Here is a 15,948-nt window from a genome sequence, read left to right on the forward strand (position 1 = left end):
AGTTTGCTCTACAGGCGAGTATCTTCGGCGATGGTCACCTTTAAGGTTTTGCTTTCACCTTGGCGCAATATACCCACATCGATAACTGTACCCGGTCGCAGGTCGGTAACGATGTCCATTACACTCTGGCGGCCATTTACTTGGTTATCGTTGATACTGACAATAATGTCTTGAGCTTCAAAACCCGCATCGGCAGCCGGACCATTAGGGTCTATCCCCAACACAACGATCCCGCCGATATTCTTAGTACCCAACATACGTGAGGTGACTGAGTTGATGTCTTGTCCATCGATACCAATATAGCCACGAATCACACGACCATCGGCGATGATCTTTTCCATGATTTTATTAGCAAGCGGATAGGGGATAGCGAATGAGATCCCATAGGTTTCCATGTCGGTAGCTTGTTGGAAAGAAGCGGTATTGATACCGACTAGCTCACCTTGTGAATTAACCAGTGCGCCACCTGAGTTACCTTCATTGATTGCCGCATCAGTCTGGATAAAGGCTTGATGGCCATCCGCACTGATCGAAGAGCGGCCGGTTGCAGATATGATACCAAAGGTTGTTGTTTGACCTAGGTTGTATGGGTTACCGATAGCTAGTACAACATCACCGACGTTGGCTTTGTAATTAGGGTTGAGTGGGATCACTGGTAGGTTATCACCGCTGACTCTAAGTATCGCGATATCGGTGCGCTTGTCTGAACCGACAAGTTGCGCAGCTGCAACTCGGCCATCTTGAAGTGCCACAACTATTTGGTCTGCTTGAGCCACTACATGGAAGTTGGTAATGATGTAGCCTTTCTCGCTAACAATCACCCCAGAGCCCAAACCTTGTGTGAGCAGTTTGTTGCGATCGCTTTCAGCGTATTTACGGCTATAAATGTTAACCACTGCAGGTGCCGCGCGGCGAACTGCTTGGTTAAATGAAATCTGAAGAGAGCCAATATTATCGACTTTAGGGCTAGTGACGTCAGCGACAATCGCTGGTCTTAAGCTCGGAAATGCGAGAAGAATAAGCGCCGCTGAAACGAGTCCAAGGGAAATAGAACGAAATAGAAAGGACAGCATGTTTCCCTCTTCAACAAGTAAGGTGTGAAGCCTCCATCAATGGATGACTAACTTGATTACAAGTGAAGCATAGCATTTTGATTGATCTAAAGAAAAGGGAGACTGAGTAAGTTTAAAGCAAACTTACTGGGCCTCCCTGTAATTGCGCTGACGTAAGACTATCGAATTACAAGATAGATAGTTCGGTCGCCTCGCTGGATATTAAGCGCCAGTACACCAGGTTGTTTTTCAAGAATCTCTCTAAACTCAGCAAGGTTCTTAACCGTTTGACGGTTTACCCCGATGATGATGTCATCTTTCAGGAGTTGATAGGCTTCGGCTGGTGAGCCTTGAGCAACACTCGAGACCTTGACACCCGTTGCCGAGTCACTCTCGGTTGTGTTGGTTAACTCAGCACCGGCTAGTCCTTCATGGAGCTTCTCAGCCTGTGTTTTATTATTGGTAGATTCACCAAGCGTCACATCAAAGGTTTTGCTCTTACCGTCACGAACCACACCCAGCTCAATCTGCTTACCTGCGCCGAGTGTTGCGACCTTAGCTCTTAACTCGCTGAAGGTATCAATGCGTTTACCATTAATAGAGACAATAATATCGCCCGCTTTCAGTCCTGCTTTATCGGCTGCGCTGTCAGGGACGATTTGGCTAACAAAGGCACCCTTGCTTGATTCATAACCGAGTGCTTCTGCCAATTCGGATGTCACTTCTCCGCCTTGAACGCCAAGCATGCCGCGTTTTACTTCACCGAAGTCGAGAATTTGTTCTGTCAGGTTTGTCATCATATTAGAAGGGATTGCAAAGCCGATACCGACATTACCTCCGTTAGGGCCAAGAATGGCGGTGTTGATACCAATTAGCTCGCCGTTGAGGTTCACTAGTGCGCCACCAGAGTTACCGCTGTTGATTGCTGCATCGGTTTGAATGAAGTTTTCAAAGTTTTCTAGATTCAGGCCGCTACGACCAAGTGCAGAAACAATACCGGATGTTACGGTTTGCCCAAGTCCGAATGGGTTACCGATCGCGACACTAAAATCACCAACTCGTAGTTTGTCTGAGTCTGCGACTTTTATCTGGGTAAGGTTCTTGGCTTCTTCTAATTTTAGCAGTGCGATATCAGACATCTGGTCGCCGCCGATAAGCTCAGCATCGTACTCTCGACCATCATGCAGTTTTACTTTGATATCGTCCGCGCCATTGATGACATGGTAATTGGTCACGATATGGCCTTTCTCGGCGTCAATGATGACACCAGAGCCTAATCCGCGGAATGGACGCTCTCGTGTTTGTTCTGGACCAAAAAAGAATTGAAATTGTTCAGGGATTTGCTGACGTTGTACCTGTTTGCCTTCTACGGCAATACTAACCACAGCGGGGGTCACTTGTTCAAGCATAGGAGCAAGGCTCGGTAATTGTTCATTACCCACACTTAATGGCAGTGCGGCTGTTGCTTGAATGGGGGTGATGATTGAACTTAAGCTTAAAGTCAGTACTGATAAAGCAAGCAAAGGTTTTTTCATCATAAACTCCTCTCTAGTTAAGGTCTTAACCCTCTTATACGTTGAATAAGTATGAGAAGTTTCAAATGACCTGAGTGAAAGTTATGACTCAAAAACCTTTGTAAAGTTCACAGAAGTGTTAAATGTTTACGATGCTTTTGCTGTTACAACATCGGGAGCATCCATGATTTCTTTCTTCTGCTCGGTAAATAAACCGGTTGCGCCATTAGCGTAATCTTTCGGTTGTTCCTCAAGTGTCGCCTCTTTTGCTGAAGACTTCTCTTGTGGCTTGTCCGAATGGGCAGCGGCTGTTTTCACAAACGGGTTATCTTGCTCTGGCAGGTTAGGAATCAGCTCTGAGCTTGTTTTTTCCATGTGTTGGTACAGTTTTGTGTAGTCTTTACCTAATGTGTCCAACATTTCTGCTGATTTCGCAAAGTGATCAGCCAGCTCTTGTCGCTGCTGCTCAAGGGCAAACTTTGCGCTATCTAATTCTTTCTGTACGTTCTTTTGTTTTTTGTATTCAGGTGTCATGAGACGAGAAATAGCGACCCCTAAAATAACTCCGACTAGTAAACCGGCAACGGCATACATCCAAGGCATAACAGCTCCTTATTATTGTTTTTTAACATGTTTGTTACTGCTTAGTTACACGTGATACGGCTCCATGGTACTATGAGAAAGCCGCAGTATAAAGAGAAATGCGTGTGCGCTAGCTAGCAGTTTGATGCTGCATTATTCACCACATCACGTTATTCCTAGTACTGTTTGGGCTCATTTTTAGTTGTTGCCTGATATTGCTTTCATTGTGGAAATGTCGTCATGAATCCCATTAAAAAATACGAACAAGATATAAAAGAACATGGATTTCAAAGAGATCCAGCACAAGAGCAAGCCGTAAAATCTTTAGATGAACTCTTTCATCAATTTCAAGATTACATGAATACGCCCATTCCTCAAGTGACTCGCTTCCAGAAATTACTGGGCAAAAAGCCAGAACTGCCACAGCCACCGAAAGGTCTCTATTTTTGGGGTGGCGTAGGGCGAGGAAAAACGTACCTAATGGATACGTTCTACGATGCCTTACCGACCACTAAAAAAATGCGTGTTCACTTTCACCGCTTTATGTATCGAGTTCATGATGAGCTAAAGGCGCTAGGTAATGTGAGTGATCCATTGCCTTTAGTCGCAGACAAGTTGAAGGAAGAAGCGGACATTATTTGTTTCGATGAATTCTTTGTTTCGGACATCACCGACGCGATGATCCTAGGAACCTTGTTCCAAGAGTTATTCGCTCGAAACGTTATCTTGGTTGCGACCTCTAATATTCCACCTGCGGATCTGTATCGCAACGGGTTACAGCGAGCGCGTTTCTTACCGGCTATTAAGCTCATTCAAGACAACTGTCATATCCTTAATGTCGATAGTGGCATTGATTATCGTCTACGTACCCTAGAACAGGCTGAGATTTACCATTACCCGCTGGATAGCCAAGCGACTATCAATCTCCAAAAGTATTACGCTCAGCTGGTTGGCGAAGATAAAGAGAAGCTTAAGCAGATAGAGGTTAATCACCGTCAATTAGATGTAGTCGAAGCGAGTGATGGCGTACTGCATGGTACCTTTGCTCAGCTTTGTCAGTCTGCTCGTAGCCAGAACGACTATATTGAGTTGTCTCGGGTTTATCACACGGTTCTATTGGCGGATGTGTTGCAAATGGGCGCGACTTCAGATGACGCTGCGAGGCGCTTCATTGCGTTAGTTGATGAGTTCTACGAGCGTAATGTGAAGCTGATTATTTCAGCGGAAGTGGAGCTAGAAAAGCTCTACACCCATGGTCAGCTAGAGTTTGAATTTAAACGTTGTCAGTCACGTTTAATTGAAATGCAGAGCCATGAATATTTGGCAAAAGAACACTTAAGTTAGCTTTGGTTATCTCGAATAAGAAATAGAATTAAAAAAATCGTGATTTTGTTCAAAAAGAGGTGATTTTTTCTTCGCTCTTCTCTATAATCCTGCGACCTACCGTTACTGCGGGCCTCTAGCGATGAGTAAAATCACGTTATGCCAAGAGTTTTCCAACACTCGAAGGGGTGATGAATGGTAACTCTTAGACAGTGGGAATACGCGAGTATTCCTTAAGTGTAAATTTTTTAAATAGGTAATTATTAGCATGAAAACTTTCGTTGCTAAACCAGAAACTGTAAAACGCGACTGGTATGTTGTAGACGCTGAAGGCAAAACTCTTGGCCGTCTAGCAAGTGAAATCGCTTCTCGCCTACGCGGCAAGCACAAAGCAGAATACACTCCTCACGTAGACACTGGTGATTACATCATCGTTGTTAACGCTGAGAAAGTTGCTGTAACTGGTAACAAAGCTAAGGGTAAGGTTTACTACCGTCACTCTGAGTTCCCAGGTGGTCTTAAAACTATCACTTTTGAAAAGCTAATTGCTAAGAAACCAGAAATGGTTCTAGAACTAGCAGTTAAAGGTATGCTTCCACGTGGTCCTCTAGGCCGCGCGATGTACCGTAAGCTTAAAGTGTACGCTGGTACTGAGCACAACCATGTTGCTCAACAGCCACAAGTACTAGACATCTAAGGGGATTATGAAAATGGCAGAGAATCAATACTACGGCACTGGTCGTCGCAAAAGCTCAGCAGCTCGTGTTTTCATCAAACCAGGCTCTGGTGAGATCGTAATCAACAAGCGTAGCCTTGATGTTTACTTCGGTCGTCCAACTTCTCGTATGGTTGTTAAGCAACCTCTTGAGCTAGTTGAACTAACTGAGAAACTTGACCTTTACATCACTGTTTCTGGTGGTGGTATTTCTGGTCAAGCTGGCGCAATCCGCCACGGTATCACTCGCGCTCTTATGGAGTACGATGAAACTCTACGTCCTGCTCTACGTGCAGCTGGCTACGTTACTCGTGACGCTCGTTGCGTTGAACGTAAGAAAGTTGGTCTACGTAAAGCACGTCGTAAACCTCAATTCTCTAAGCGTTAATTTTTCTTTACGAAAAAGTATACGCTCCCAGTTTTACGACTGGAATTGTGGTTCAAAGCTCGGCTATATGCCGGGCTTTTTGTTTTTATACCCCCTCTAAACGCTTTCCCTTCCTCGTTTTATTTCCAAATTCTTATATTTTGAAAGCTTTTGTAACCCAATGTGCGCTTTGCCTCATGATTGTTACAAAAAGGTAGCTTTATCTTGTCAAAAAGTAGGGTTTTATTTATCATTTGCCGTCAATAAATAGAACTAAATACATATTTTGTTAGCCATGCTCTTTAATCGGAATTATTTCAATCCACAAGGAGCAAATGGGAGAATGTTTGGATGAGCAACGCGCCTTTAAATAACGGTCGCAGGCGTTTCTTAACCGCAACAACAGCCGTTGTTGGTGGTTTAGGAGCAGCTGCTGTAGCCGTGCCTTTTATTAAATCATGGAATCCGAGTGCCAAGGCGAAAGCTGCGGGCGCGCCGGTGGAAGTGGAAGTCAGTAAGTTAGAACCGGGACAAATGGTTCGTGTCGAGTGGCAAGGTAAACCTGTATGGGTTGTACGCCGTGCTGAGTCGGTACTAGAAAACCTAAAATCGATCGGTGGTCAACTTCGTGACCCTCAATCTGAAGCTGAACAACAACCAGAATACGCACAGAACGAGTTCCGTTCAATTAAGCCGGAATTCTTCGTTGCTGTTGGTTTCTGTACGCACTTAGGTTGTTCTCCAACTTACCTGCCGGATTCTTTTGCAGAACAAGTTCAGGGTGTTAAGTCTGGTTTCTTCTGTCCTTGTCATGGTTCAAAGTTTGATATGGCAGGTCGAGTATTCCAAGGCGTACCAGCTCCATTGAATCTTGTTGTACCAAAGCATATGTATTTGAGTGACACTAAGATCATGATCGGTGTGGACGAGGGAGACGCGTAATGCAAGGATTGCTTGATTGGGTAGAGAAACGTCTACCCGCGATGAATGCTTATAAAAAGCATTTATCTGAATACCCAATGCCTAAGAACTTTAACTTTTGGTACCTTTTCGGTTCTTTGGCAATGTTGGTACTGGTTAACCAAATCCTTACGGGTATTTGGCTAACAATGAACTACGTACCGTCAGGTGAGGGTGCATTTGCTTCTGTTGAATACATCATGCGTGATGTGGAATACGGTTGGTTATTACGTTACATGCACTCAACAGGTGCTTCGGCATTCTTCGTTGTTATCTACCTGCATATGTTCCGTGGCCTAATCTACGGCTCTTACCAAAAACCTCGTGAGCTACTTTGGATCTTCGGTATGTTGATCTTCTTAGTGCTTATGGCTGAGGCTTTCATGGGTTACCTACTACCATGGGGTCAAATGTCTTACTGGGGTGCTCAGGTAATCATTTCTCTGTTTGGTGCGATCCCTGTTATCGGTGATGACCTAACGCTTTGGATCCGTGGTGACTACATCATCTCTGGTGCAACGCTGAACCGTTTCTTCGCACTGCACGTTATCGCTCTACCAATTGTACTTCTGCTGCTTATCGTACTTCACGTACTAGCACTGCACGAAGTGGGTTCGAACAACCCAGACGGTATCGAGACGAAACTTCCTAAAGGCACAATGGGCGACGACTACAAAACGCAGTTCCCATTCCACAAGGATTACACTAAGAAATACGACATCATTGACTCTATTCCTTTCCACCCATACGGGACCGTGAAAGATATGGTTGGTGTGGCTGGTTTCCTATTCTTTTTCTGTTATGTGCTGTTCTTTAACCCAGAGATGGGTGGGTTCTTCCTTGAGCCGCCAAACTTTGAAGCTGCTAACCCACTGAAAACACCAGAGCACATCGCTCCGGTATGGTACTTCACGCCGTTTTACGCAATTCTGCGTGCTGTTCCTGATAAGTTGCTAGGTGTTGTAGCAATGGGCGCATCTATTGTTGTGCTATTCCTACTACCATGGTTTGACCGTTGTAAAGTGCGTTCTTACCGTTACCGTAGCAAACTGCATTTGATTAACATCATCCAATTCACAATAAGCTTTATTGCGCTTGGTGTACTTGGTGCGCTTCCAGCAACGCCAACATACACGCTACTTGCTCAAATCTTTAGCTTAGGTTATTTCATGTTCTTCGTTTTACTGTGGTTCTACAGTAAAAATGAAGCGACGAAACCATTACCAGAAAGGGTGACATTCAAATGAAAAAGTGGATTGTAATTTTATTTGCTATGTTGCCGTCACTGGCAATGGCAGCGGGTGCAAACGTACCATTAGACAAAGCGAACAATGATTTAACAGACAAAGCTTCATTGCAAAATGGCGCTAAGATGTTCATGAACTACTGTTTCGCTTGTCACTCAACGCAGTACCAGCGCTATGAACGTGTTGCGAATGATTTAGAGATCCCAGTTGATCTTATGAAGGAAAATCTGATTTTCGACCCTGAAGCGAAAATCGGTGACTTGATGGTTAATGCTATGCCTTCTGATCAAGCGGCAAGTTGGTTTGGTGCTCCGCCACCAGACCTAACATTGGTTGCTCGTGTTCGTGGCGCAGACTGGCTGTACACTTACCTTCGTACTTTCTATGAAGATCCGTCTCGTCCATTTGGCGTGAACAACATTGTTTTCCCAAGCGTTGGTATGCCGCACGTTCTTGAAGAACTGCAAGGCATCCCAACACCAATCTACGATACTCATATGGTAGATGGCGAGGAAGTGACGGTTGTTGTTGGCACTGAGACTGATGGCTCTGGCGAATTAAGTGCTGGTGAATACGACGAAGCGGTTCGTGACCTTGTTAACTTTTTGGTTTACTCGGGCGACCCAGTTCAACTTGAGCGTCACGCTATGGGTTGGTGGGTAATGGCCTTCTTAGTAATCTTCACTATCATCGTGATTTTGCTGAAGAAAGAGTATTGGCGTGATGTGCACTAATTGTGCTATAATACCGTGCTAATTCCCAAATTATGTTAATGTTCAATGGAGGCTTTAGGCCTCCATTGTTTTTATTTAAAGTGTACTGGAGGGCTCCATGGCTGTAGCTGCCAATAAACGTTCTGTAATGACTCTTTTCTCAAGTGCTTCTGATATGTATAGCCATCAGGTGCGCATCGTTCTTGCTGAAAAAGGCGTAAGTGTTGAAGTTGAGTTGGTTGATGAAAAAAATCTACCAGCAGAGCTTGTTGAACTGAACCCGTACAAATCAGTACCTACTCTTGTTGATCGTGAGCTTGCTCTATATGACTCAAAGATCATCATGGAATACCTAGATGAGCGTTTCCCTCATCCACCGTTGATGCCTGTATACCCGGTTGCTCGTGGTAACAGCCGTCTAATGATGTACCGCATTGAGCGTAACTGGTATTCGGTTGCAGAGAAGATCGTTAAAGGCAACGCTGAAGAATCTGAAGCAGCTCGCGTTAAACTGCGCAACGACCTACTGACTCTTGCTCCTATCTTCGCTGAGTATGAATACTTCATGAGCGAAGAGTTTAGCCTAATTGATTGTTACCTAGCTCCGCTACTATGGCGTTTACCTGAGCTTGGTATCGAACTGATTGGTCCTGGTTCTAAAGAGCTTAAGATTTACATGAACCGCGTATTCGAACGTGATTCATTCCTAGCTTCTCTAACTGAAGCTGAGCGTGAGATGCGACTCGTTCGCTAAGCGTTTATGGATACTTCTAATATGACTCCACGCCGACCATACATGCTTCGTGCATTTTATGAGTGGCTGGTTGATAACGAACTAACTCCACACCTTGTTGTTGAAGCAACATTGCCGGGTGTGCGAGTTCCAGAAGAGTTTGTTCAAGATGGTCAGATCATTCTGAACATCGCACCTCGTGCGGTTGGACAACTTGAACTGGGTAACGAAGCTGTGACGTTTAGTGCTCGCTTTAGTGGTCGTCCACACTCTGTGATTGTTCCGCTTTACGCAGTACAAGCGATTTATGCTCGTGAAAATGGTGCTGGTACCATGTTTGAACCTGAAGAGGCTTACATGGAAGCGTTTGAAGAAGGGATTGAAGAAAGTCCTTTTGAAGAACCAGAAAAAGGCCCATCTTTGAGCGTAGCAACGGCAGACGTAGATGCTGAAGAGCCTGACTCAGATCCTGAGCCACCTCGTCCAGCGAAAGGTCGCCCAAGCCTTCGTGTTATCAAATAACGAACCAAATAAAAAAGCAGCGACTCGTCGCTGCTTTTTCTTTTCTGCTATATAGCATTTAATTGACTGGCTTACGGCTAGTTAACAGCCGTCTCTTCTTCACCATATTCAAATGCTCGAATGACCTGTTTTACGCCAGAGATATTACGCGCAACTTCTGTCGCGATATCGGCATGCTCTCGAGTCACGAGGCCAAGCAGGAATACTTCAGAATCCTCAGTAATCACTTTTACTTTGATGCCGTTAAGCTCAGCATTCGCAAGCAGAGCTGATTTCACCTTAGTAGTAATCCAACTGTCTTTACTGATTGCGCTCACAGACAAAGGTTCTTTCACTCGAACCTGATTGTGGATGCTCTCAACGCCAGCCACTTCTTTGGCTTGGTTTTCAAAAGCGCGACGTTCTGAATCTGTGGTTGCTTGGCCCATCAGTACCACCGAACCTCGGTATGAGCTTGCAGTGACACGTACATTGCCACGGAATGGTTGTTTATTGGTAATCGCTGCAACTTCAAATTCGATGTTGTTGTCGTTCCAAATCTCTTTGGTGGTTCGCGTATCCGTGACTAGGTTTGCAGTGGTTGCAGCACCAGCAATGAAAATGCCAGCACAACCAGACAGAGACAGTGTAAGTAGCGAAACACTAATCAGCTTAAATAGCCTCATAGAGGTTAATGATTTCATTGTGATGCTCCGTATATCACTCTTCGTGAGCAGGGAAGAGTACTTGATCGATTAGGTCACATAGGCAGTGTAGTGTCACCATGTGTACTTCATGAATGCGCGCTGTACGGTGTGACGGGATACGAATCTCTACATCGTGTTCACCAAGCAAACCTGCCATCTCACCACCATCTTTACCGGTAAAGGCGATGATTGTCATGTCGCGAGTTACCGCTGCTTCCATTGCCTTGATGATGTTCTTGCTGTTACCGCTAGTCGAGATAGCCAACAGGATATCGCCAGTTTGACCAAACGCACGCACCTGCTTAGAGAAGATCTCTTCATAGTGGTAGTCGTTAGCCACAGCCGTTAGCGTGGTGTTGTCTGCTGTGAGTGCCATTGCTGGAAGGCTAGGGCGCTCTGTTTCAAATCGGTTGAGTAGGCACGATACAAATTGCTGAGCATTCGACGCCGAACCACCATTACCACAACAAAGAATTTTGTTTCCGTTAAGCAAGGTCGCAACCATTGCTTGAGCGGCATGCGTGATTGCGTCAGGCAGAGCTTCTGCAGCCGCAATTTGGATTTGAATACTTTCTGTGAAACTTTCTTTAATGCTGTCTAGCATGTTTATCCTTGGGTAATCGCGTTTTGAATCCAGTCGATAGTGTCATTCGGCCCTTCAATGGCAACAATATCAAACCTGAAATCTGTAGAGTGCACCGACAAGCCTTGCTGCATAAGCCAAACATTGGCTGTTTTGAGCAGTTTCTGTGACTTCTTGGCAGTCACCATTTCGGCGGCATGTCCGTAGCGGGTTTGCTTGCGGTATTTTACCTCAGCAAACACAACCGTATTGTTATGGCGCATTATAAGATCAATCTCGCCACATTTTGCTATGAAGTTTTCTTCTATTAACGATAAACCGTGGTTAATCAGATAAGATTTTGCCACGGTCTCGTATTTATCACCCACTTGCTTGTGGGTGATACTTGGTTTGGATAGGAACTTTCGGCTAAAAAGCCCCATGCTCTGCCCAGCTGATTTCACGTTGAACGACACAGTTGTTATCGATGGTTAGCACACCCGTTTCACCTGGAATGCTGTAACCCTGTACGGCTTTCATCTGTGGCAGTGCATCCATTAGGTAGTATGCATCCATTCCCAGTGCTTGCAGACGCTTTTGGCCGTTTGAGTGTGCAGGCCATAGGTCGTTTAGCTCTTTATTAAGCTCGTTTTTGTTCTCAACCAATAGTGGGATGTCGCTGTAGAACACGCCGGTTAGGTCTTCATACTGCTTATCACCGCTGTTGCTGCGTGAGTTTGAGAAAAGAGCGGGTTGGCTCGCATCTGGGTTAATTGCAACTTCGATGAAGGGTTTGATTAGCGTTAGCTCTGAGTTCTTAGCCACAATGTAGACAGAATCGATATCACGACGGCTGCGTGGCTCGGTTTCTAGGTCTAGGTTCAGTAACCCGTCCATCTGAGCGATACGCTGTTGGCTCTCTTGCAAGCCGAATACCTGATTCACATTACGTTGCAGTTGGCGTTTGTCAGAGAACAAGCTGATAGCCACATCGTTGCTGCTGTATTTTTTCCACTCTTCTTTAAATGCTTGCTCAACACGCTCACCTAAACGTCCTCTTGGCGCAAGGATAAGCGGGTACTTGTAGCCTTGAGCAAATAGGTGTTTCGCTGCCTGAGCAACTTCTTGTTCTGGCGATAGAGCGAGATAACAAATGTTGGTATCTGGTTCTAGTTGCGTTGGAATGTTCAGAGCTAATGCTGGAATCGAGTTTTCGTGGTTTTTCTGCGCTTGCTGAAGCTTAGTGATGTTGCTCTTAATCAGCGGACCAACGATGAAATCAACGTTGTTCTCTTCCAGTGTCGCTTTAATCTCAGCGGCACTTTGCACGTTGGTATCCATTACCGTTAGCGTTGCATCTTCTTCACGCTCTTTGTCATTCATCATCGCAAAGATGAAACCGTCACGTACAAGTTGTGCTTGCTTACCGTATTTACCGGTTAGAGGCAGTAATAGTGCAGTGCTAGTTGGCTTGCTGATCTCTAGCGCCAAGATCTCAGTGATCGCCTGAGGTGTGTATGTCGCTGCTGGGTGCTGAGGATTCTCTGCTAGCCAATCAGACAGGGTTTCCTGCAGGTTTGGAAGGTTTGAATTCAGCGTCTTCATGTAAATCGCCAGCTGTAACCAACCTGCAAGAACGTCTTCTGTAGGCGACGTCTTAAGCTCTAGAATCTCATATTGAGAGTAGCTATTTAGGTTCTGCCAAATACGGTCAGCAGCTTGTTGTTGGAGCTCGTCGTCAGCGTCTAGATATTCTGAATAAAGAACTAACTCACGGCTTGCTTCAAAATACTTGCTTTGCATTTCTGAAATGTTCGCGCGTAGCTCGTGATAATCTTTCCACTGCTCGTTCGGAAGTTTCCACCAAGGCTGGAAGTTCAGTTGGCTATAAGCTTGTTCAGGCTGCGAGTTATTCACCAGCAGTTGAGCGCGCGCTAATTGCCATTCCGCTTGTTGCGTTTCGCTCAGCTCTTGTTTTGCTAAGCGTTTAATAAGCAGAGTTGCTTGATCGGTTTTTCCAGCTTGCACAGAAGCCTTAAGCGCCATGATTAACCAGTCGTTTTGTAGACTTCCTTTGCTACTATCCGCCTGCATCATGTAACTTTCAGTTGATTGCGCTGGATCTAGTGTAATATCAACGCTCGTTGGTGCTTGAGGACCTGAAGAACAAGCCGCCAATGTAATTGCTAATGCAATTGGAGTTAGTAAGCGTGGTACACTGAGTCTCTTATGGTTCATCGTTGCCATGAGTTCTTTAAATTCCGTATAAATTTGTATCTATATTAATCGTTGAAGTGATGGTAAACAAATGACAGATAACAAAACCTTGCTCACAGAGAGCCCAACTCTCTACATTGTGCCAACCCCAATCGGAAATTTGGGAGATATCACTCAAAGAGCAATTGAAATTTTATCAAGTGTCGATGTTATTGCAGCCGAAGACACACGCCACACGGGTAAGCTGCTTGCTCACTTCAATATATCAACCAGAACGTTCGCTTTACATGATCATAATGAACAAACTAAAGCGCAAGTTCTAGTCGAAAGGTTATTAGAAGGTCAGTCTATCGCATTAGTCTCTGATGCGGGTACTCCTTTAATTAGTGACCCAGGTTACCATCTTGTCTCACAATGTCGTCAAGCGGGTGTGAGAGTTGTGCCACTTCCTGGTGCTTGTGCTGTGATTACCGCGTTAAGTGCTTCTGGTTTACCGTCAGATCGTTTCAGCTTTGAAGGCTTCTTACCGCCAAAGAGCAAAGGTCGTAAAGACAAGTTCTTAGAGATCGCAAAAGCAGAGCGCACGTGCATCTTCTATGAATCACCACACCGTATTTCAGACTCTCTGCAAGATATGCTCGAGATTCTTGGCCCTGACCGTGAGGTTGTATTGGCGCGTGAGCTAACTAAAACCTTCGAAACCATCCAAGGGCTGCCACTGGGTGAGCTTATTGAGTGGATTGAAGAAGACGCGAACCGTAAACGCGGTGAGATGGTGTTACTGATTCACGGCCACCGTGAAGAAGCGAGCACAGAACTGCCAGACGAAGCGACTCGCACACTAGGTATTCTAACTAAAGGGCTGCCTCTTAAAAAAGCGGCGGCGATGACGGCAGAAATCTACAATCTGAAAAAGAACGCTTTATACAAATGGGGCCTAGAGCATCTAGACAACTAGAAACCTCTTTATAGAGTAGCTAACCTGTATTGAAAAGCTTGTGAGGAATGATGGTATTGCCGTCATTCCTCTTTTTTTGTCTGAATTGTGTAAAATTCACGCAGTTGCTTAGAGGTTTGCACCATATTTGTGATCTCGCTAGACACTGCACCCTAATCTCTATACAATCCGCCCTCGGAGTTGAACGGGTAATCGCTGCTTTGCTGATGTCCTTCGGGAGACTGACGTTGAGGTCCTTCGGGAAACTGACGTTGAAGTCCTTCGGGAGACTGGTAGAGGGGAGGAACGTCCGGGCTCCATAGAGCAGGGTGCCAGATAACGTCTGGGGGGCGCGAGCCCACGACAAGTGCAGCAGAGAGAAGACCGCCGATGGCCTCATTTCTTCGGAAGGGGCACAGGTAAGGCTGAAAGGGTGCGGTAAGAGCGCACCGTGCGACTGGCAACAGTTCGTAGCAAGGTAAACTCCACCCGGAGCAAGATCAAATAGGCCCTCACATTGCGTTGCTCGCGTATGGGGGCGGGTAGATTGCTTGAGCCTGTGAGCGATTGCAGGCCTAGACGAATGGTTACCGCCGCGCAAGCGGAACAGAACCCGGCGTATGTGTCAACTCCACCTATATAAAGAACCCATCATTACTTAACGGTAGTGATGGGTTTTTTGCTTTATATTGACGTAAATTATTTAGATTTCCTTAGAATCCTTCACCCTGATATGAGCTTGGGTCAAAAATTCCCAAAGCCTATACACAATATGGTGGAGATACGGCGTGAAATCAGTACACTAAAACGTTAATAGAACAAATTATTGCCGAACTAATGGCTCAATCCACTCACTGAGAAGACTATGACAGAAGCATTCAAACATATTTCAGTATTGCTTAACGAATCTATTGACGGACTTGCGATCAAACCTGACGGTACCTACATCGATGGTACTTTTGGCCGTGGTGGTCACAGCCGTACAATCCTGTCTAAACTGGGCGAGAATGGACGACTCTTTAGTATCGACCGCGATCCACAAGCGATTGCAGAAGCGCAAAAGATTGATGACCCTCGTTTTACGATTATTCACGGCCCGTTCTCAGGTATGGCTGAATATGCAGAGCGTTATGACTTAGTCGGTCAAGTGGATGGTGTTTTACTGGATCTAGGTGTTTCTTCACCTCAGCTAGATGACGCTGAGCGTGGCTTTAGCTTCATGAAAGACGGCCCGCTTGATATGCGTATGGATCCAACAACTGGTATTCCTGTCTCTCAGTGGTTGGTTGAAGCCGATCTTGATGACATCACATGGGTTATTCGTGAGTTCGGTGAAGACAAACACGCTCGTCGTATCGCGAAAGGCATCATCGCTTATCAAGAGAATGAAGAGAACGAACCACTAACGCGTACTGGTCAGTTGGCTAAGCTTATCTCGGATGTGGCTCCAAAAAGCTTCAAAGAGAAAAAGCACCCAGCAACACGTGCCTTTCAAGCATTCCGTATCTACATCAACAGTGAACTTGAAGAGATCGATACAGCCCTAAAAGGCGCAGCAAGCATTCTTGCTCCTGAAGGCCGTTTGTCTGTTATCAGCTTCCACTCACTTGAAGACCGCATGGTGAAGCGCTTTATCCGTAAAGAGAGCCAAGGCCCGCAAGTACCACATGGCCTGCCACTGACAGAAGAGCAGATCAAAGCGCTAGGCAGTGCTGATCTTAAGCCGGTTGGTAAAGCGATCAAACCATCGAAAGGCGAAGTGGATGAGAATACTCGTTCACGTAGCTCAGTATTACGAATCGCAGAAAAGTTATAGTC

The 15,948-nt window shown here is 45.5% G+C and carries 17 protein-coding genes and 1 other RNA gene; 11 read left to right on the forward strand and 7 right to left on the reverse strand.

The window, feature by feature from the left end:
- Nucleotides 1–8 precede the first annotated feature (8 nt).
- From degS to zapG, 3 genes are all read right to left on the reverse strand, one after another.
- Nucleotides 9–1,073 (reverse strand): outer membrane-stress sensor serine endopeptidase DegS, encoded by a 1,065-nt coding sequence (gene degS / locus AB6E85_RS11285; RefSeq protein ID WP_017061430.1) that lies wholly within the window; start codon nt 1,071–1,073, stop codon nt 9–11.
- A gap of 158 nt (nt 1,074–1,231) precedes the next feature.
- The gene (locus tag AB6E85_RS11290; protein ID WP_052880165.1) at nt 1,232–2,587 is read right to left on the reverse strand and encodes a Do family serine endopeptidase; all 1,356 of its coding nucleotides are present in this window, start codon (nt 2,585–2,587) and stop codon (nt 1,232–1,234) included.
- Between the two features lie 126 nt (nt 2,588–2,713).
- Complete coding sequence (gene zapG, locus AB6E85_RS11295; protein ID WP_019824592.1) at nt 2,714–3,169, reverse strand: Z-ring associated protein ZapG; 456 nt, start codon at nt 3,167–3,169, stop codon at nt 2,714–2,716.
- Between the two features lie 219 nt (nt 3,170–3,388).
- Here zapG and zapE point away from each other — a divergent pair, with 219 nt between their 5' ends.
- From zapE to sspB, 8 genes are all read left to right on the forward strand, one after another.
- Entirely contained in the window at nt 3,389–4,492 is a 1,104-nt protein-coding gene (gene zapE, locus AB6E85_RS11300; RefSeq protein WP_086971329.1) for a cell division protein ZapE, read from the forward strand.
- Nucleotides 4,493–4,739: 247 nt separating this feature from the next.
- Nucleotides 4,740–5,168, forward strand: coding sequence for a 50S ribosomal protein L13 (gene rplM / locus AB6E85_RS11305; protein ID WP_010434689.1), 429 nt, complete (start codon nt 4,740–4,742; stop codon nt 5,166–5,168).
- Nucleotides 5,169–5,181: 13 nt separating this feature from the next.
- Nucleotides 5,182–5,574, forward strand: coding sequence for a 30S ribosomal protein S9 (gene rpsI, locus AB6E85_RS11310; protein WP_004740758.1), 393 nt, complete (start codon nt 5,182–5,184; stop codon nt 5,572–5,574).
- A gap of 330 nt (nt 5,575–5,904) precedes the next feature.
- Nucleotides 5,905–6,495, forward strand: coding sequence for a ubiquinol-cytochrome c reductase iron-sulfur subunit (gene petA / locus AB6E85_RS11315; RefSeq protein ID WP_017061434.1), 591 nt, complete (start codon nt 5,905–5,907; stop codon nt 6,493–6,495).
- Nucleotides 6,495–7,760: a cytochrome bc complex cytochrome b subunit gene (locus AB6E85_RS11320; protein WP_017061435.1), complete on the forward strand. Its 1,266-nt coding sequence runs from the start codon at nt 6,495–6,497 to the stop codon at nt 7,758–7,760. The genes petA and AB6E85_RS11320 overlap by 1 nt, the downstream gene beginning before the upstream one ends.
- Nucleotides 7,757–8,494, forward strand: coding sequence for a cytochrome c1 (locus tag AB6E85_RS11325; protein ID WP_048614931.1), 738 nt, complete (start codon nt 7,757–7,759; stop codon nt 8,492–8,494). Before AB6E85_RS11320 ends, AB6E85_RS11325 begins: the two co-directional genes overlap by 4 nt.
- 97 nt (nt 8,495–8,591) lie before the next feature.
- Nucleotides 8,592–9,227: a stringent starvation protein SspA gene (gene sspA / locus AB6E85_RS11330; RefSeq protein WP_009848943.1), complete on the forward strand. Its 636-nt coding sequence runs from the start codon at nt 8,592–8,594 to the stop codon at nt 9,225–9,227.
- 6 nt (nt 9,228–9,233) lie between these two features.
- On the forward strand, nt 9,234–9,728 hold the full coding sequence (gene sspB, locus AB6E85_RS11335; RefSeq protein WP_372142708.1) for a ClpXP protease specificity-enhancing factor: 495 nt from the start codon (nt 9,234–9,236) through the stop codon (nt 9,726–9,728).
- A 77-nt stretch (nt 9,729–9,805) separates the two neighbouring features.
- Here sspB and AB6E85_RS11340 read toward each other — a convergent pair whose 3' ends face one another.
- Genes AB6E85_RS11340 through AB6E85_RS11355 form a run of 4 tightly spaced genes read right to left on the reverse strand, consistent with a single transcriptional unit; the run spans nt 9,806 to nt 13,223 of the window.
- The gene (locus AB6E85_RS11340; RefSeq protein WP_017059276.1) at nt 9,806–10,411 is read right to left on the reverse strand and encodes a BON domain-containing protein; all 606 of its coding nucleotides are present in this window, start codon (nt 10,409–10,411) and stop codon (nt 9,806–9,808) included.
- 16 nt (nt 10,412–10,427) lie between these two features.
- Nucleotides 10,428–11,018, reverse strand: a complete 591-nt coding sequence (locus AB6E85_RS11345) for a phosphoheptose isomerase (protein WP_004729817.1) — start codon at nt 11,016–11,018, stop codon at nt 10,428–10,430.
- A 2-nt stretch (nt 11,019–11,020) separates the two neighbouring features.
- A complete protein-coding gene (locus AB6E85_RS11350) occupies nt 11,021–11,419 on the reverse strand; it encodes a YraN family protein (protein WP_050622288.1) in 399 nt (132 codons plus the stop codon).
- On the reverse strand, nt 11,406–13,223 hold the full coding sequence (locus AB6E85_RS11355; protein WP_372142710.1) for a penicillin-binding protein activator: 1,818 nt from the start codon (nt 13,221–13,223) through the stop codon (nt 11,406–11,408). Before AB6E85_RS11355 ends, AB6E85_RS11350 begins: the two co-directional genes overlap by 14 nt.
- A gap of 61 nt (nt 13,224–13,284) precedes the next feature.
- On the opposite strand from AB6E85_RS11355, the gene rsmI reads away from it, so the two are divergent.
- From rsmI to rsmH, 3 genes are all read left to right on the forward strand, one after another.
- Nucleotides 13,285–14,151, forward strand: a complete 867-nt coding sequence (gene rsmI / locus AB6E85_RS11360; protein WP_372142712.1) for a 16S rRNA (cytidine(1402)-2'-O)-methyltransferase — start codon at nt 13,285–13,287, stop codon at nt 14,149–14,151.
- 176 nt (nt 14,152–14,327) lie between these two features.
- Nucleotides 14,328–14,767, forward strand: an RNA gene (rnpB, locus tag AB6E85_RS11365) — RNase P RNA component class A.
- Between the two features lie 228 nt (nt 14,768–14,995).
- Nucleotides 14,996–15,946: a 16S rRNA (cytosine(1402)-N(4))-methyltransferase RsmH gene (gene rsmH, locus AB6E85_RS11370; RefSeq protein ID WP_017059280.1), complete on the forward strand. Its 951-nt coding sequence runs from the start codon at nt 14,996–14,998 to the stop codon at nt 15,944–15,946.
- Nucleotides 15,947–15,948 lie beyond the last annotated feature (2 nt).

Source organism: Vibrio sp. 10N.247.311.51 (assembly GCF_041467855.1).
Taxonomy (GTDB): domain Bacteria; phylum Pseudomonadota; class Gammaproteobacteria; order Enterobacterales; family Vibrionaceae; genus Vibrio; species Vibrio coralliirubri.